This window comes from Halobacillus sp. B29, from assembly GCF_052246755.1.
In the GTDB taxonomy this organism is placed as follows: Bacteria; Bacillota; Bacilli; order Bacillales; family Halobacillaceae; genus Halobacillus; species Halobacillus halophilus.
The window spans coordinates 136,794-153,389 of the sequence record NZ_JBQQCM010000002.1 but is presented as its reverse complement, the minus strand read 5'-3'; the positions used below and the strand labels follow the sequence as shown (position 1 = coordinate 153,389).

Genomic DNA, 16,596 nt, shown 5'->3' with positions numbered 1-16,596 from the left:
ACTCTACTATGAGGAAATATAGGAGGAGACAAGGAGCAATCCCGCCCCTTGTCTCCAGCTCATCTTATTCAGATTTAGTTTTGCTGTTTTCAACTAATACGTCAATTGCTTTACGTACCTTAAGATCTTCTTTGATCATGTCTGTATTTCCGCCAAGCATCTGAGTTAACTGAGCTACATCTGTTTGATACATGGATGCCATGTTCTCAAGCTCTGCATTAACATCTTCATCTGCAACATTTACATCTTCAGCTTCAGCAATTGCTTCAAGAGTCAAGTTGGTTTTAACTCTCTTGCCTGCATCTTCCTTCATTTGTTCACGAAGTGCGTCTTCATCTTGCCCTGTGAACTGGAAGTACATATCTTTGGTCATACCCTGCATTTGAAGGCGCTGTTCAAACTCTTGAACCATGCGATCAAGCTCAGTATCAACCATAGATTCTGGAATTTCTACTTCTGCATTCTCAGAAGCTTTTGTTACAAGTGTGTCACGTTTTTGGTTTTCAGCATCCGTTTTCTTTTGCTCTTCCAAACGTTCACGTGTTTTCTTAGTAAGTTCATCAAGAGATTCAACCTCTTCATCAACATCTTTAGCAAATTCATCATCAAGCTCTGGGAATTCTTTTCCTTTAATTTCATGAATGGTTACTTTGAATGTAGCTTCTTTTCCGGCAAGATCTTCTGCATGGTATTCTTCAGGGAAAGTTACAGTCACTTCTGTTTCTTCTCCTGCTTTCTTACCTACCAGTTGCTCTTCGAAACCTGGAATAAATGAACCTGATCCTACTTCTAGAGAATAGTTTTCAGCTTGTCCACCTTCAAAAGCCTCTCCATCAACAAAGCCTTCAAAGTCCATAACTACAGTGTCGCCGTCTTCAACTTGACCATCTTCTTTAACCACAAGTTCAGCTTGTTTCTCCTGAAGTTGTTTCAGTTCATTCTGCACATCTTCTTCTGTAACTTCTGTGCTTTGCTCTTCAACTTCTAAGCCTTTGTATTCTCCAAGATTAACTTCGGGCTTAACGGTTACTTCAGCTGTAAATACCAGGTCTTCACCTTTCTCAATCTGCTTAACATCTACTTCCGGACGATCTACCGGCTCGATCCCAGTTTCTTCTACAGCATTTGAGTACGCCTGAGGAAGCACAATGTCAAGAGCATCCTGATAAAGAGATTCCACCCCGAAACGTTGCTCAAATAATTTCCTAGGTACTTTACCCTTACGGAATCCAGGTACTTGTACATCTTTTACTACTTTTTTGAAGGCTTGATCAAGTGCTTGGTCGAACTCACTTGCTGGTACTTCTACTGTTAAAGTACCTTGATTACCTTCTTGCTTTTCCCATTTTGCTGACATAAAAAATTCCCTCCAACATCTATTCATTCAATTTCGTCAATGGACGATTGTTCATTGATTCTATGACTCTTTATACATACGAATCTCATTTGCAACCATTATATTATAACATAAACAAACGGGCTTTCAAGATATGTACATATAAGTGGAATAATCTCACCTTCGTTTGTTATTCTCCAATGATCAAAGCATAATGTTGTTCACACAATTCAATTTCTTCTATATATTTCTGAACATCCTCTATATCCGTCTTTTCATGGTAAGGCAGCTGCAAATACTGATGTCCAATTTGTTTGAGGGCTTCAACAATAATTGCAACTTCATTCTCATTAGGAAACAATGGAAAGCGTACATAACAGTACCTATATAAAAGACGGTCCAGAATGACATACATACTTGGATTATTCTGTTCGATTCCCCCAAGTCTCATCTGAATTTGTTTTATAATGTAATCAGACTGTAATTGATTTAGTTTCCCGGGTACCACTTCCATTATCTGACCGAATTTTTGAACCTGCATTTGATCTTCTATATGACTATCTCTGAACCATTCAATTACTGCTGATTTGATAATTGGATGAACTGAATTATCCTTGAGAATTGGTCTGAATGTCTCTACATGCGGTAAAGCCGGCTGTTTCTTAAACTGGTTTACCATTGACCATTGCTTTTGAATATTATTTTTTTCCAATGCAGCCAGAAAATCATTAATCAGTTTTTCGCCCTGTTCTCGCTGGTAATCCTCTAGCAGCTTACGGCTCACTTCATACATCTGCCATAATTGAGTTCGACTTTGGTGAGGAACATCTTCTGCTTCGAAGACTTCGTCAAGTAGATCCACGATATCCTGATACCGGTTTGTCTGAAATAAAATCGTTATGTATATATGTAAATAGTGATAATAATGATCGATTTCTATTTTCATCTGTTTCTTACATAAATCCTCAGCTTCATCGAACTCGCCCAACTCAATCCAGCTCATTAATAAGCCCGTATAAACATCATGATTGGCAGCATCATAGTCGAGAAGAGGCTGAAGAGATTGAACAGCGTCTTGATACCGTTTTTCTTTAAGCGCCTGAAGACCTTCCTTTTCCAAGTTCGTTTTCCATTTGGGGAACATCACAATGTTCCCTTTATTATTTTCCATAAGACACCCTTCCTATAGCATTGGAGTTCTAGCATATTCTATTATGACCAAAATAGTAAAAATAAAACCTACTCCCAGTCCCTTCTATTTGATTCCCAAACCTTATACTTATGTGGCTATATTAAAGCAGTTATTACTGAAACACAATGGAATTGCTTTCCTTCCTATACTGAAAGTGTTGTCGTGATTCGCAATTTTCTCTCGTCATTCGATAGGAATCATTCTTTCTTTTATGTTCCAGAAAATCGAATTATGTCTTTATCTGGCAAGCCCACCTAAAATGAGTCTTTAGTCTCATGTGCAAGTCTTCTTTTTTGTTAAAATAAAGTAGTTGTGAATCATAATTCACCAATTAAAAATTTCTAAGGAGCTGCATCGTTTTGTCACTTCTAGATGATCAAACGCTACTTGAAACTTATCTGGAGTCCGTCAAGCTTCAGTTAGATGATGATTTTGTATATCTTTTGACCAAGGAAATTGATAAAAGAGCAATTGAAATTCCACAACCTAACTAACACATATCTTTCACTACATCAAACGTTACAGGTGACTGCCGTAGCGTTTTTTAGATGGTTTAAAACAGACTGGCCTCTTGTACAAGAAGCCAGTCTGTTTTATTATCCGCTGAACGGAAATTGGTCTGTTGATTGATTTTTCTGTTGAGGTGCTGCAACCTTCGCTAACCCAGGAAGTACGTTTTGCAATTGTCCTGATTGGCCAGTCATTAAACTGTAAGTAGCTGCACCTACCCCTATGGAAGCAATTACTGGTAACCATTGTACGTTCTGTCGTTTCATCTGACTTCCACACTCCTTAGCTCAAATAGCCGGATAGGCAGTCCTATTGTGTGAAAAAAAGTCACGCTGTATCCTTGATAACTTTTCCCAACTATACTTATTTTTGCGTGAAAAATTTCTTAACATACATTTTCCAAACTTTTAATGCAAAAAAAACGGGCCATAACAATAGAATAAACAATAAATAGAAAATAAAAAATGATTGATCCTCTTTCGTTTCATGCGCAGGTTCCTTTTGTATCATACAAAGGATGAATCCGGGCAGAATATAAAATAAAAAGAACATGTGGAACCACTCCTTTTTATTAGAATATGATTATCTTTAAGAAATGGTTTAAATAAAGTATCAACCACAGGTTTTTAGTGAATCTGACTCATTTCAAGAAACTTGTGAACATTATGTGTCTTTTTTAAGAATTTTTTGTTACAATAAAAGAAACAATAAGAATGCGCTTACATTAAATTCTTCCTTAAAAGGAGTTGTTTCTAAATGGATATTGTCATGATTTTCTTACTGCTATCAACGCTAACCCCTTTTCTATTTCTGAAAGTAAGAAGGTTATCTCTCGCGGTTATTCAGTCTCTGATGCTGGTCGGAATGTGGGTTTACTACTTCCAGGCTGCGTTTAGTGTGGCGCCTGCCACTTTCTCTCCATTATGGATTATATTTTACGCTGGTCTCCTGTTGTCACAGGTAGGCTGGATTATGTTTATCATTTATGTAGTCAGCAGCCATGGTAAGTATCAGAAAGAATTCCAATAAAATAAACCCTCTACTTTTATAAGTAGAGGGTTTATTTTATTTATACGTTTTTTTGTTTTTGAAGCTGAACATGGAACAGTTGGAAAATCGCTTGAGCGAATGCAAGTCCTGAAACGGAGTAGAGAACAAACTTAGGCGAGTAAGCTGTATATAAGGCTCCCCATAAAGAGATAGCCGTCAGTAAAATACAGAGCATAAAACCAATAACATGTTTTTGAGATAATATTTCCGTGGCTTCATTATTTTCGAATTCATGGACTTTTTCATTTAATTTCATATACATCACCACCAGATTATTAAATTACATTTTAGGCTTAATGGCCAGAATGCTCTGTAGATTCTCCATTTTCACTGTGGTTTTCCTGCTGCTCATGCTGGTTATGATCTCCACCATCATGGTCATGAGAAAAGCCAAAGGACATGGTAAACAATGAACCGGCTACGATAATGGTAGCCAGAACGCCTCCATGAAACATCATATTCCAAGGTACGTGTCCTCCCTGACTCTCACGTTCTGTCATGTGCATAAACATGAACAATTGGATACCTGCCTGAATAATGGCCAAAGCCATTATTCCTGTGATAATCCAAACAGCTGATAAATCTGATTGTAGAGCAGTCCAAGCAGCAACTAGAGTTAAAGTAATTGAAACCAGAAACCCGACAAGGTGTTGAGTAGGAATACGTTTCTTATTATTTGCCATTTAGTCCACCATCCCTATCAGGTAAACACCTGTAAAGATAAAAATCCATACTACATCTAAAAAGTGCCAGTAGAGACCAATAATAAAGAATTTACGACTTGTCTTAGGTGTTAAACCTCTCTGTCTTAATTGAATAAGAAGAAGTATAATCCAGCCGATACCCAGGCTTACGTGGAGTCCGTGGGTTCCTGCTAGTGTAAAGAAAGCTGACCAGTAGGCACTGGATTGAAGGGTAGCCCCCTCATGCACATAATGAATAAACTCATAGATCTCAAAACCTAAGAATCCAAGCCCTAAAAGCAAGGTCACTATAATCCAGTTCCTCAAACCTTTCGCAGATCCTCTTCTCATTTCGTGAATAGCTATTCCACAAGTGAAACTACTTGTCAAAAGCATAAACGTCATGATCAGTACAATCTCTGCTCCAAAGAGTTCCCCTGGAGGAGGAGCATCAGCTGTTCTTCCGAATAAAACTGCATAAGTGGCAAAGAGTGTAGCAAACAATACAATTTCTGCACCTAAGAATATCCAGAAGCCAAGAATGCTCAGTCGGCCTTCTTCGCTTCTATATTCAAGTGGTCCTGTTTTCAGTTCATGAGAACTCATATTATAACCTCCTTGCCGAGCGTTCCGTACGCTTGATTTCATCAACATCAACATGGAAACCTTCATCGTAGTCGAAGGAACGAATGATCATCATGACGAATACGGCAAGTAAGCCGCCAATAGCCATCCACATCCATTCAAATACAAGTCCAAATCCAGATACAAACATGAAAGCCATCATAATAAACGGTTGTCCCGTGTTACTCGGCATATGAATAGGCTCTACTTTATCTTCTTCAAACGTCGTTTTACCTTCTTGTTTTAACTTCACGTAAGCATCCTGACTGTCGATATGCGGAAGCGTTGCAAAGTTGTAAAAAGGTACAGGAGTAGGAGTGGCCCATTCAAGCGTTCTTCCATTATCCCAACTATCTCCCGTTTTCTCGCGTTCACTATAACGGTAGCTGTAAAGAATGGTGAATACGAAAATGGCAAAGCCAACACCCATCCCAAATGCACCTACTGTAGAAATAATGTTCAGTGGCATCCACTCCGGAATGATGGTAAAGACACGACGTGGCATTCCATCTAAACCTACAAAGTATTGCGGGAAGAAACAGACATGGAATCCAATAACAAAGAACCAGAAACTCCATCTTCCGAGTCTTTCATTTAGCTTGTGACCGAACATTTTCGGATACCAGAACACAAGACCTGAGAAGCAGGCAAATACCGTGCCAGCAATTAATACATAGTGGAAGTGTGCGACCAGGAAGTAGGTGTTATGGAATTGATAGTCCGCAGATGCCATACCAAGCATAACTCCGGTAACACCACCAATTACGAAACTTGGTATGAAAGCAAGCGCCCACATCATAGCTACTGTGTTATTAATCTTAGACTTATACAATGTCCCCAGCCAGTTGAATATTTTCACCCCGGTGGGCACAGCAATAAGCATGGTCGATATAGAGAAGACCGAGTTTACAAAAGCACCAGCACCCATGGTAAAGAAGTGGTGGACCCATACAAGGAAACTCAATCCAGCGATTAATATGATCGCCCACACCATAGCTTTGTAACCGAATAATTGCTTACGGGCAAATGCTGAAATGACCTCAGAAAATATACCGAATGCAGGAAGTATCACAATATAAACTTCAGGATGTCCCCACATCCAGAACAAGTTCGCCCACATCATCGGCATACCTTCACCTGTTAAGGTAAAGAATTGAGCTCCGAATATACGGTCGAGCGTCATTAGAGCTAAAGCAACCGTTAAAATAGGGAAAGCAAATACAATAATGAAAGATGTAATCAAAGTGGACCAGGTAAAGATCGGCATCTGAAACATTCTCATTTTTGGAGCTCTCATTTTTAAGATGGTTACCATAAAGTTAATACCAGTTGCTAATGTACCAATACCTGATAGCTGTAAGCCCAGGAGGTAAAAGTTTTGTCCTGGTCCCGGACTCATGGCAGCTCCCGCCAGAGGCGTGTAACTTGTCCATCCGGCATCTGGAGAGCCACCAATAACAAACGATATGTTAAACAGCATAGCCCCGAACAAAAAGGACCAGAAGCTTAAAGCATTTAAATAAGGAAAGGCTACGTCCCTTGCTCCAATCTGCAAAGGAACAACAAAGTTCATAAGCCCAATCAAAAACGGCATGGCCATAAAGATAATCATAACGGTACCGTGCGTGGTAAAAATTTCGTCATAATGCTGGGCGTTTAAAAAGTTCATATTCGGAAACGCCAGCTGCGTCCTCATCATCATAGCGTCTACGCCCCCGCGGAATAACATCGCAAGAGCACTTAAAATATACATAATTCCTATTTTTTTATGGTCAACCGTCGTAAGCCACTCACGCCAGAGCCATCCCCATTTCTTATAATACGTTAGGAAAAATAAAAGGGAGATCGTCACGAGGGCAATGGAAACCATTCCCGCGTAAATGAGCGGTTCACCGGTTACAAAAAATTCGTCTAGTTGCAAAATTACTCACCTGCTTCCTAATGATCTCTGTCGCTTTCGTGATCGTCATTATTTTCTTCATCCATAAAGTCTCCAGCATCCTGATGACTTTCTAAATGCATCAATTCACCATATTTTTCAAAATGACGATTAATGGCATAATCCATCCCCTCAGGGTTTCCGTGATTAACCCAGGCTAAGTGAGTAGAGGAAAACTCATGTTCTTCCGTCAAACCGGGCGCGAGTAATTCATCATACCTTTCCTGAGTTAATTTTGGCGCCTGGTTTTGGGTCTCACTCACCCATTGCTCATACGCTTCAGGGCTTTCTGCATAAACTTCAAATGTTTGCTTCGTAAAACCTTCTCCATTGAAGTTTGAGTTCCTGCCTTTATAGACACCCTCTTCATCTGCTTCAAGATAATGAGTGTTCATCATTCCTGCCATATTGTACTTTTGACCGCCAAGTCGCGGAATCCATAGAGCAGTCATAGCATCAGCAGAAGATAATTTAAACTCAATCGGCCGATCTGTAGGAATATGCAAATAATTCACCGTCTCTATGTTTTCTTCCGGATAACTGAAGAACCATTTCCAGTCCGCTGTGGTTGCGTGAATGACTAGTGGTTCCTGTTCTTCTTCGTTTGCCTCTGCCTCTGGTGGTTTTTCCAATGTAAACAATGAATTCACAGTTGGAATACTTAAGGCAATAACGATAATAAATGGAATAACCGTCCAAATCACTTCAATTTTGTTGTTTCCGTGCATATCGGGGTCATAATCAGTCTCCTTACGACCTGGTCTGTTCTCTCTATATTTCACGACCATATACGTAAAGGCTGCAAAAACCACGACTACAATGAACAACATAAAATAGACGGAGTATAAAATAAGATCTTTTTGTAACTGTGCAACAGGACCCTTCGGATCGAAAACAGCTAACTCACAGCCGCTTAACAGCAAGACCAGACTGAGCGGCAATAAAGCCAATCCCTTTTTAAACAACCTGTTTATGTTTTTCACTGAGAAGTACACTCCTTTTCTATTATTCTATCTAATTAGGTACATTCTATTTTTAGTGCCAACTGCCTGTATTATAGCAAAAATTGTAGAATAATAGCTCAAGTTAATAAAATTGTCATTGATCTCTCACACTTTACAATAAATTTTCTAGTTGGCATCCTATGATTTGACATTCGTTTATTGGCTTGTAATTTAAGCCCCTTCATTACAGTTATTCAGCGATTATCCAATTGATAAGGCTACATACTGTTTGTCGGAAGATGGATCATTCTCTGGTTAAGCTATTATTCAGGACGTTCTATGATATATCCCTGATCTTAAAAAAAAGCTGCCTTGCTTCAAACCATGAACATTTATGTTGTCTTTGGATCAACTTTACATATTCTGAAAACAATTTCTGGTTCGCTGCAAAGTCCTGAGAATTTAATTTTTTATTACACTCAATTGGAGAAAGAACCGTTTCCGGTATATCCAGCTGGTCATCGTTAAACAAATTCATTTGTTCCATAAATAATTTTTTCCCTCCTCTAAACGCCAGAACGGTATTTAATACATGGTAAAATACCACTTCCTGAAATTTTTCAGGAAATTGATTCTTACGTATCATTCGCCTGTTCTACTATTACCCGTAATTAATAAAACAGACACTTGTAATCATACATTCGACAGCTTGCTTCAGAAACTTCCATTCTTGGTATAGGTCCTTAGTTGGCACAAAAATATAACCTTCTATTAATCTTATATGAAACTCTATTTCCATTTTTTATGAAATGGAATATAGTTAGAGTACTACAAGCCACATTAAGGAGGAATAAGTAAATGCTAAAAAAAGCAATAAACATGATGTTAGCAGCTGGATTAATTTTAAGCTCTGCTCCAGCCACAGTTGATGCTGCCCCCCCCTGTTTTTAACAGCAAGTGTGATCATGCATTCGATAACAAGATTATTAAAAAAATTAGTGCTGACCGCCTCTATGAACGAGTAGATTTCCTGTCAAAAAAACCAAGAGAAGCTGGAACAGAAGGCGAGTATCTCGCGGTTCAGTATATTAAAGAAAAGTTTGAAAGTTATGGATATGATACGGAATTACAGCCTTTTACTTTTCAAGACTGGTACGGAGGTATTTCTTCCCTCTTTATTAATGACACGGTTTTTCGCGAAGACGTTCGCACCTTTAATGGGTCAGTAAACGGGACAGTAAAATCCAAACTTCAATTTGTTGGTTTAGCATCTTCAGAAGAAGTAACGGACTCTGTTAAAGGTAAAATCGCCTTAATTGAACGAGGCTCTATTAGTTTTTATGAAAAAGTCCAAAATGTTTTAAATAAAGGCGCTATAGGAGTGATCATGTTTAACCGAGAAGGAGAACAAGGCAATGATTTTGGTTATACATACGAGGGACAGGATATACCAGCTGTAGCTATAGACCGCGAAACAGGTTTATCCTTTGTGAACCAACTCAAATCAGAAGAAGTAAATGCAGAAATATCCGTTCAAGATGCGGGAGTAATTGATAAAACTTCATACAATGTCATAGCTACAATGAAACCTCATAAAAACAAAGATAATGGTCAAATTATTACGGTTGGTGCTCACCATGATTCTGTAGCAGGGGGTCCAGGTGCTAACGATGACGCATCAGGTGTGTCCGGAGTGCTGGAACTAGCCAAAATAATGGCCAATACTCCAACAGATACTGAATTGCGATTTATGACATTCGGTGCTGAGGAAAAGGGGCTAATTGGCTCTTACTACTATGCAGGCACATTAAGTGAAGATGAAGTTCATCGAACAGTCGCCCATTTTCAGATGGATATGATAGGAAGTCGTGATTCAGGAGATTTAATTATGTTTACACCTGATGGAGAAAAGAATCTGGCAACAGATTTAGGAGCAGCTGCGGGAGCCAGGGTAGCAGAAGTCGTGGAATACGGGCAGCTCGGCCGCAGTGACCACGTCCCATTCTTTGAACGCGGCATCCCGTCTGCTTTATTCATTCATGCCCCCCTTGAGCCATGGTATCATTCTCCTGAAGATACAGTGGATAAAATTAGTAAAGATAAGTTGAAAGAAACCGCAGAAATTGTTGGAGCTGCTGTCTATCAAATTGCACGTCCAGATACTCCAGCGCTTGAAAAAGCACGGGTTGCGCCTAGTCCCGTTCATTATGAGTTTGATGACCGACCTCTTTAGAAGCAGTAGCCGGTCTATTCCAATTTCATAACTAAAGCGCTGAAAGCTTACATAAGATTTCAGCGCTTTTATTAATTAAAAAGTTAGAATCGAATTAGAGTAGTGGTTAAAGTAAATATAAATATAAATATAAATATATAGCTCTGATCCCATCTTAATTTACACTTCTCTGAATCCTCCAAAATGTAGCAAGCAGCCACCCCTATGAGACTTTATTCTGTCTAATCCGACAAAAACTCTGATTGCGTTAAACCTTCAGTAAGCAAATAATAGTGGTATAGATCTATTTATCTTATAAAAGGAGGGTTTTACTATTGAATTTGTTGCATAGACTTGAAAGCGATGGTTTCAGCTCAGTAGAAGGGAATGCCAACACACCCAATCAAGAATTGATTTCATTAAAAGAATTACTTACTGATTCGTACTTAAGAAACCTAACGGGACATCACCTATTCTTCATCCGATATTATCCCCTCGAAACACAACCATACCTGGAAGTCTTTTATGACCAAAGTTGCTTGAAATTCGATCTGACCGAAAGCAGCTTAGATTCATTTAAATTGTCATCCTAGAAAATCCGTAGTCTTGAATAAATTACCACGACCATAAATGCTCTTAGAGCATTTATGGCTTCTTTTAACTCCATAACCTTCTCCATTAAATGGAAGTGCACCAGGTTTTTTTCAAAACTGGACTTTTATATACTACCTAATGGTATTCTTTTAACTTTTTATACTTAAAAAATGGTTGCATCTTATAGTAGGATAATTTAAACCGATGGTATAACCTAAAAAAAAAAAACAGCTGATTCCTTCATTATAAAAAGGAATCAGCTGTTTTAAGTTAGTGTCCCAGGAGAGATTCGAACTCCCGACCCACAGCTTAGAAGGCTGTTGCTCTATCCTGCTGAGCTACTGGGACAAGATTAAGTATTCTAAAAATCAAGTATGTTATGGAGCGGGTGAAGGGAATCGAACCCTCATCATCAGCTTGGAAGGCTGAGGTTTTACCACTAAACTACACCCGCATTGATAAAAATTATTAACTCGAATTTTTCTATATCGTTTAAGCGGACAAAAACTATTATAATAAGAACTCTTGTATTTGTCAACAGGATTGCAGCAAAGAATTATTCCTTTGCTGCAAGTGATGTTTCCAGATATAAGTCCGGCATAACATCCCCATTGATATGAAAGAATTGCAACTTCAATTGATCAAGGGACGTCCATTCAAGGATGGCGTACGTTGGCTCCTCACGATCTCTTGGAAGACGGCAGCTCCCTGGGTTAATAAACAGTTTTTCATTCACTTTTTCAGTCCCTGCAATGTGGGAATGACCAAAACATGCTATTTGAGCTCCTGCTTCTTCAGCTTTGTAGGAAAGCGGCATCAATGTAGATTTAATTTGATAAAGATGACCATGAGTCACAATAAAAGTAATATCACCGACTGTAACCACCTGATCATTTTCCATTTCAGACTCAAAATCACAATTCCCTTTTGCATAATAAAAGCCTTCTAATTCCTTTGAATCATAACTAAGTTCAGAATCACCACAGTGAAGCATGGCGTCTACTTCATGCTGATGACGTTTCTTCACGTCCATTAACTCTTGTTCCAGCCCGTGGCTGTCACTAATGATTAATACTTTTGGCATCTGGACCACCTCTTTACGATTGATCTTTTAACCATTCCTCTATTTGCAGGATAGCATAATGTCGATGACTGATGGAATTCTTTTCTTCTGAAGTATGCTCAGCCATCGTTCGATCAGACCCTTTTGGTATGAAAATCGGGTCATATCCAAAACCATTCGTTCCTCTGGACATTAAAGCAATACTGCCTTCACATACCCCGGTTTTCACGAAGGTATCTTCATTCGGTCGGGCTACGGCTATGGCGCAGACAAAACGGGCCGTTCTCTTTTCTAATGGCGTATCTATTAGCTCATCAAGCACTTTTTCCATGTTCTTATCGTCATCTTTCTCTTTCCCGGCATACCGGGCCGAATAAACACCCGGTGCTCCATCCAATGCATCAATTTCAAGACCTGAATCATCTGCGATCACTGGAATTTGATAGTGATCCATTGCAGCCTCTGCTTTGATAGCTGCATTTTCAGCAAAGGTGGTACCGGTCTCTTCAATATCCGTTATCTCTTCATCAAAATCAAGTAAAGACTTAACTGCTATATTATAAGCAGCAAAAAGCTCCTGAAACTCGCCGACTTTTCCGGCGTTTTTTGTTGCAATTAAAACCTCTTTCACGATTGACCCCCCGTTTGTGCTGCTTGTTTAGCAGAAATAACCTCTGCCCATTCTCCAATTGCTTCCCGCTGAAGTTCCACAAGTTCAGTAACTCCTTCTTGAGCCAATGAAAGCATCGCCTGGAGCTGAGGCATAGAGAACGTCGCTTCTTCTCCCGTACCCTGAAGTTCTACAAATTCCCCATTTCCTGTCATGACGACGTTCATATCTACTTGTGCTTTGCTATCTTCTTCATAACATAAATCCAGTACTTCTTCTCCTTCTGGAAGTACACCTACAGATATAGCGGTTAAATAATCACTAATCGGCAGCTCTTTAATGGATTTGTTATGGACTAATTTACCTAATGCAAGAACCACAGCAACAAATGCCCCTGTAATAGAAGCTGTTCGTGTGCCTCCATCTGCTTGAATAACATCACAGTCTACCCATAGTGTGCGCTCGCCAATTTTATCTAAATCCACTACTGCCCGGAGCGCACGTCCTATTAAGCGTTGTATTTCCATCGTACGTCCTGAAACTTTTCCTTTTGAAGACTCCCGGATGTTTCTATTCTCCGTCGCTCTCGGGAGCATGGCATATTCAGCCGTGATCCAGCCTTTTCCTTGGTTTCGTAAAAATGGCGGGACACGGTCCTCAATACTGGCATTACAAATTACTTTTGTATCTCCAAAACTTATTAATACCGAACCTTCCGGATGTTTAACATAATCAGTTTCTATCGTCACTTTTCTTAATTGATTTACTTTTCTTTGGTCGTTTCTCATTAAAGCCGCCTCCTTCTTCTACTCCATTATCCTAGCCCATCTTAACACAATTTATAGCTGCTCGGTAGTAAGTCTGTTCTTCTCCGCTTTTAGAAAGAAAAAGGGCACCTTTGCAGGCACCCGTTTCCATTTTAGAATTCTTCAGATTTATTGATATCTGATCGACTTACTGGTTCTACCAGAGGTTCCCCTGATTCTTTGATAACCTGCTCCGTACCCTCCACCTGCACTTCTACGGATTCAACGTCGGAAAGATCGGTTAAACTCATGACCAGGCTGGCTAACGCTTCATCAGATAGAGACTTTTGTTCTTCACCAGATAATATTGCTTCGTTAAAGGATAGCTTCAAAACCCCATTCTTTAAGTCTGTACCTATCACCTGTGCACCTTCATTAAAAGGGTGAAGAAGTGACGATCCAAGTTCAGGTCCGTTTAGAAGAGCTTGGACCACAGAGGAGTAGTTATCGTCATTCTTTTTAACTCGTGTGGTAACAGGAACTTGATAAATCTGATCGCCATTCTGAGTTGGAAAATAGACGGTTACCGCTTCACTATCCACTACATCTGTTTGGTCTCCTACATGAACATTGATTCCGTCGGAACGAGAAACCCCATCCGTTATCGGGGTTCCGCCGACGGGCATAACATCTTGTTCATGACCGTTGATCCAAAGCTTTATTCGTTTTACGTTGTCAAATTGCGTCAATGTGTAGGTCATGGCTTGAAGGATTTTCTGTTCATCCTTCTCCTCATAATTTTTGAATTCTGTTGAAACATCTACCACCATTGTGCCATCGGCTTCCGGATTAAGCCCTAAAATTTCAGTACCTGCTGGCAGTACAGCTTGAAATCCATTAGGCAGTAAATTCGTAACTGGACCATCCTTAACTAAATATTCAAGTACCTGAGTCGCCGCTTCTTCGGATGCAGGCAGTTCTAGCGTCTGAGGCACGACCATGCCGCTCGCATCCAATAGATAAAGCTCCCTCTCTACCGTACCGGATGCCGGTTCCTCTTCAGTAGTTTCTCCCTCTTCTTTCGTCTCTCCTTCCGGTGATGCAGCTTCACTATCCATTTCTGGTTCAGTGACGGTAGTCTCCTCCGGTGGATCCATTTTTTCTAAAGTTTGCTCTCCCTCAAATAAGCAGCCGCTTAAAAGTCCTGAGCTTATTAATAACAAAACCGCAATTAAATAGGGTTTGTAACCAGACTTCTTCATCGTTTCCCCTCCTGAGATTGATTGTACTACCATATATACGAGCCCAAGAAAGGAATAGACCACAGATTTTTTTGCTGCTCCTATTTTCTAAATCCAGAAAAAAACACCGCTTATCCTTAATAAGCAGTGCTTTGTAGGTGTTCTAATTCTACCAGTCTTACGATCTCCACCGGATCATCGAACCAGCTGTTTGCAATGATACGGAACTTCTCTACGTCCCCTGTGGTATAAAATTCATAGACAGGCGGCTCTTTTCCTTTTTCCAGCATTTTATGATAGGCAAGCATGAAACTCGCTTCTCTTGCTGTCTCTTCTCCGGAACTTATTACTTGAATATGATCTCCCATTTCATTTTGAACGAGATCTTTAATCAAAGGATAGTGAGTGCAGCCTAAGATTAACGTATCAATATGATTCATAGCTTTTAAAGGCTGCAAAGTGCGAGCGACAATTCCTTCTGCTTCAGGTCCAGAAAGAATGCCTTCCTCAACCATAGGCACAAATGATGGGCAAGCTAAATCATTGACCCTGATAGACTGATCAATGGACATTAACGCTTCAGGATAAGCCTTGCTTTTTATTGTTCCTTCTGTGCCAATAACTCCAATACGTTTATTATTACTAAATTTAATAGCTGCTCTTGCTCCCGGTTCAATAACACCAACCACTGGTATATCAAGTTCATCCTGCAGTTCTGCGAGTGTATAAGCAGTAGCCGTGTTGCAAGCTACCACAAGCATTTTTATATTTTTTGCCAGCAAATAATTGACCATTTGCCATGTAAAGGCCCGGACTTCTTCTTCAGATCTAGGTCCATACGGGCATCTTCGCGTATCTCCTAAATAAACGAACGATTCTTTTGGCAATTGACGCATTAGCTCACGAGCTACTGTCAATCCACCTACACCTGAATCAATTACACCAATTGACTGCTGCTTCACGTAACATCCCTCTTTTAATCCTTAATCAAATTGCTCCTGATCAGCGTCACGCATTTTTTCATGAAGGACATGCAATAAGTTATTTAAGGTTTCCACATCATCTGTGGGAACATCCTTCAACACTTCTTTTAAATAATCTTGACGCTTTTCAATTACCTCATGGATAATTTGTTCACCTTTTTGAAGAACATGAATCCTTACAACTCTGCGATCTTTTAAATCCCTAACTCTTTCAACCAGTTTATTTTTTTCCATGCGATCCACTAAATCAGTAGTGGTACTGCATGCAAGGTGGATATAATCGGATAATTCACCAATGGTCATATCCCCCTTTTCAAGTAGCCACTGCAAAGCAACAAATTGCGGAGCGGTAATAAGATAGTGATTTAGAATTACTCGTCCTCTTTGTTTGATAATTCCAGATATGTATCTGAGCTCTTTTTCCACATCCGCTATAATGGACGCTTGTAATTGATTGGACACATTCAGCACTCCTAACGAAATTCTCTGTATGTCTCATTCTCGTGGTTTATAAACAAAAATTCAAGATAAAAATTCTTCCTTATTAAAAACCCTTTCAGGTATTGCTATAGATAGCAATACCTGAAAGGTCCTCCCATTACAAACAAGCCATATCTTTGCTGTTCTATGGAGACTTAAAGTTCCAGTTCACCCATACGTAGCAGTTCTACAACTGCCTGTGAGCGTCCTTTCACCCCTAGCTTTTGCATGGCGTTTGAAATGTGATTCCGCACAGTCTTCTCTGAAATAAAGAGCTCTTTTGCGATTTCCTTCGTTGTCTTGTCTTGGACCAGAAGCTCAAAAACTTCTCGCTCCCGCTTGGTTAGAATTTGTGTTGGCCGATAGCCCTCCTCCTTCACAAGCGTACC

Annotated in this window: 19 protein-coding genes and 2 tRNA genes; 3 read left to right on the top strand and 18 right to left on the bottom strand. The window is 39.7% G+C overall.

Annotated elements, in window-relative coordinates:
• Nucleotides 1-64: 64 nt before the first annotated feature.
• Nucleotides 65-1,357: a trigger factor gene (tig, locus tag ACTWP7_RS02995; RefSeq protein WP_014643923.1), complete on the bottom strand. Its 1,293-nt coding sequence runs from the start codon at nt 1,355-1,357 to the stop codon at nt 65-67.
• 169 nt (nt 1,358-1,526) lie between these two features.
• Nucleotides 1,527-2,507, bottom strand: coding sequence for a tetratricopeptide repeat protein (locus tag ACTWP7_RS02990; protein WP_443121965.1), 981 nt, complete (start codon nt 2,505-2,507; stop codon nt 1,527-1,529).
• A 380-nt stretch (nt 2,508-2,887) separates the two neighbouring features.
• On the opposite strand from ACTWP7_RS02990, the gene sda reads away from it, so the two are divergent.
• A complete protein-coding gene (gene sda / locus ACTWP7_RS02985; RefSeq protein ID WP_443121964.1) occupies nt 2,888-3,022 on the top strand; it encodes a sporulation histidine kinase inhibitor Sda in 135 nt (44 codons plus the stop codon).
• Between the two features lie 102 nt (nt 3,023-3,124).
• Here the strand turns inward: sda and ACTWP7_RS02980 are convergent, their stop codons facing one another.
• The gene (locus ACTWP7_RS02980) at nt 3,125-3,304 is read right to left on the bottom strand and encodes a hypothetical protein (protein WP_443121963.1); all 180 of its coding nucleotides are present in this window, start codon (nt 3,302-3,304) and stop codon (nt 3,125-3,127) included.
• A gap of 490 nt (nt 3,305-3,794) precedes the next feature.
• Between ACTWP7_RS02980 and ACTWP7_RS02975 the strand changes: the two genes are divergently transcribed.
• A complete protein-coding gene (locus ACTWP7_RS02975; RefSeq protein ID WP_443121962.1) occupies nt 3,795-4,067 on the top strand; it encodes a hypothetical protein in 273 nt (90 codons plus the stop codon).
• A gap of 40 nt (nt 4,068-4,107) precedes the next feature.
• On the opposite strand, the gene ACTWP7_RS02970 is transcribed toward ACTWP7_RS02975, so the two are convergent.
• The 6 genes from ACTWP7_RS02970 to ACTWP7_RS02945 form a co-directional block, all read right to left on the bottom strand.
• Entirely contained in the window at nt 4,108-4,344 is a 237-nt protein-coding gene (locus ACTWP7_RS02970) for a hypothetical protein (protein WP_443121961.1), read from the bottom strand.
• Nucleotides 4,345-4,381: 37 nt separating this feature from the next.
• Entirely contained in the window at nt 4,382-4,771 is a 390-nt protein-coding gene (gene qoxD, locus ACTWP7_RS02965) for a cytochrome aa3 quinol oxidase subunit IV (protein WP_443121960.1), read from the bottom strand.
• Nucleotides 4,772-5,377 carry a cytochrome aa3 quinol oxidase subunit III gene (gene qoxC, locus ACTWP7_RS02960; protein WP_443121959.1) on the bottom strand — a complete coding sequence of 202 codons (606 nt, stop codon included), beginning with the start codon at nt 5,375-5,377 and terminating at the stop codon, nt 4,772-4,774. It abuts the gene before it with no gap.
• A gap of 1 nt (nt 5,378) precedes the next feature.
• Nucleotides 5,379-7,316, bottom strand: coding sequence for a cytochrome aa3 quinol oxidase subunit I (gene qoxB / locus ACTWP7_RS02955; RefSeq protein ID WP_443121958.1), 1,938 nt, complete (start codon nt 7,314-7,316; stop codon nt 5,379-5,381).
• 17 nt (nt 7,317-7,333) lie between these two features.
• The gene (gene qoxA, locus ACTWP7_RS02950; protein WP_443121957.1) at nt 7,334-8,317 is read right to left on the bottom strand and encodes a cytochrome aa3 quinol oxidase subunit II; all 984 of its coding nucleotides are present in this window, start codon (nt 8,315-8,317) and stop codon (nt 7,334-7,336) included.
• A 298-nt stretch (nt 8,318-8,615) separates the two neighbouring features.
• The gene (locus ACTWP7_RS02945; RefSeq protein WP_443121956.1) at nt 8,616-8,924 is read right to left on the bottom strand and encodes a hypothetical protein; all 309 of its coding nucleotides are present in this window, start codon (nt 8,922-8,924) and stop codon (nt 8,616-8,618) included.
• A 282-nt stretch (nt 8,925-9,206) separates the two neighbouring features.
• On the opposite strand from ACTWP7_RS02945, the gene ACTWP7_RS02940 reads away from it, so the two are divergent.
• On the top strand, nt 9,207-10,511 hold the full coding sequence (locus ACTWP7_RS02940) for a M28 family peptidase (protein WP_443121955.1): 1,305 nt from the start codon (nt 9,207-9,209) through the stop codon (nt 10,509-10,511).
• A gap of 847 nt (nt 10,512-11,358) precedes the next feature.
• Here ACTWP7_RS02940 and ACTWP7_RS02935 read toward each other — a convergent pair.
• The 9 genes from ACTWP7_RS02935 to ACTWP7_RS02895 form a co-directional block, all read right to left on the bottom strand.
• Nucleotides 11,359-11,432 (bottom strand) — tRNA-Arg (locus ACTWP7_RS02935).
• Nucleotides 11,433-11,464: 32 nt separating this feature from the next.
• Nucleotides 11,465-11,538, bottom strand: a tRNA-Gly gene (locus tag ACTWP7_RS02930).
• Nucleotides 11,539-11,640: 102 nt separating this feature from the next.
• The gene (locus tag ACTWP7_RS02925; protein ID WP_443121954.1) at nt 11,641-12,168 is read right to left on the bottom strand and encodes a metallophosphoesterase; all 528 of its coding nucleotides are present in this window, start codon (nt 12,166-12,168) and stop codon (nt 11,641-11,643) included.
• A 13-nt stretch (nt 12,169-12,181) separates the two neighbouring features.
• Nucleotides 12,182-12,778: an XTP/dITP diphosphatase gene (locus ACTWP7_RS02920; protein WP_443121953.1), complete on the bottom strand. Its 597-nt coding sequence runs from the start codon at nt 12,776-12,778 to the stop codon at nt 12,182-12,184.
• Nucleotides 12,775-13,545, bottom strand: a complete 771-nt coding sequence (gene rph / locus ACTWP7_RS02915; protein ID WP_443121952.1) for a ribonuclease PH — start codon at nt 13,543-13,545, stop codon at nt 12,775-12,777. The genes ACTWP7_RS02920 and rph overlap by 4 nt, the downstream gene beginning before the upstream one ends.
• 131 nt (nt 13,546-13,676) lie before the next feature.
• Nucleotides 13,677-14,765: a GerMN domain-containing protein gene (locus tag ACTWP7_RS02910; RefSeq protein ID WP_443121951.1), complete on the bottom strand. Its 1,089-nt coding sequence runs from the start codon at nt 14,763-14,765 to the stop codon at nt 13,677-13,679.
• Nucleotides 14,766-14,881: 116 nt separating this feature from the next.
• Complete coding sequence (gene racE, locus ACTWP7_RS02905; protein ID WP_443121950.1) at nt 14,882-15,706, bottom strand: glutamate racemase; 825 nt, start codon at nt 15,704-15,706, stop codon at nt 14,882-14,884.
• A gap of 21 nt (nt 15,707-15,727) precedes the next feature.
• Nucleotides 15,728-16,189 (bottom strand): MarR family winged helix-turn-helix transcriptional regulator, encoded by a 462-nt coding sequence (locus ACTWP7_RS02900; protein WP_443121949.1) that lies wholly within the window; start codon nt 16,187-16,189, stop codon nt 15,728-15,730.
• A 173-nt stretch (nt 16,190-16,362) separates the two neighbouring features.
• Nucleotides 16,363-16,587, bottom strand: coding sequence for a helix-turn-helix domain-containing protein (locus ACTWP7_RS02895; RefSeq protein ID WP_014643940.1), 225 nt, complete (start codon nt 16,585-16,587; stop codon nt 16,363-16,365).
• Nucleotides 16,588-16,596: the final 9 nt, after the last annotated feature.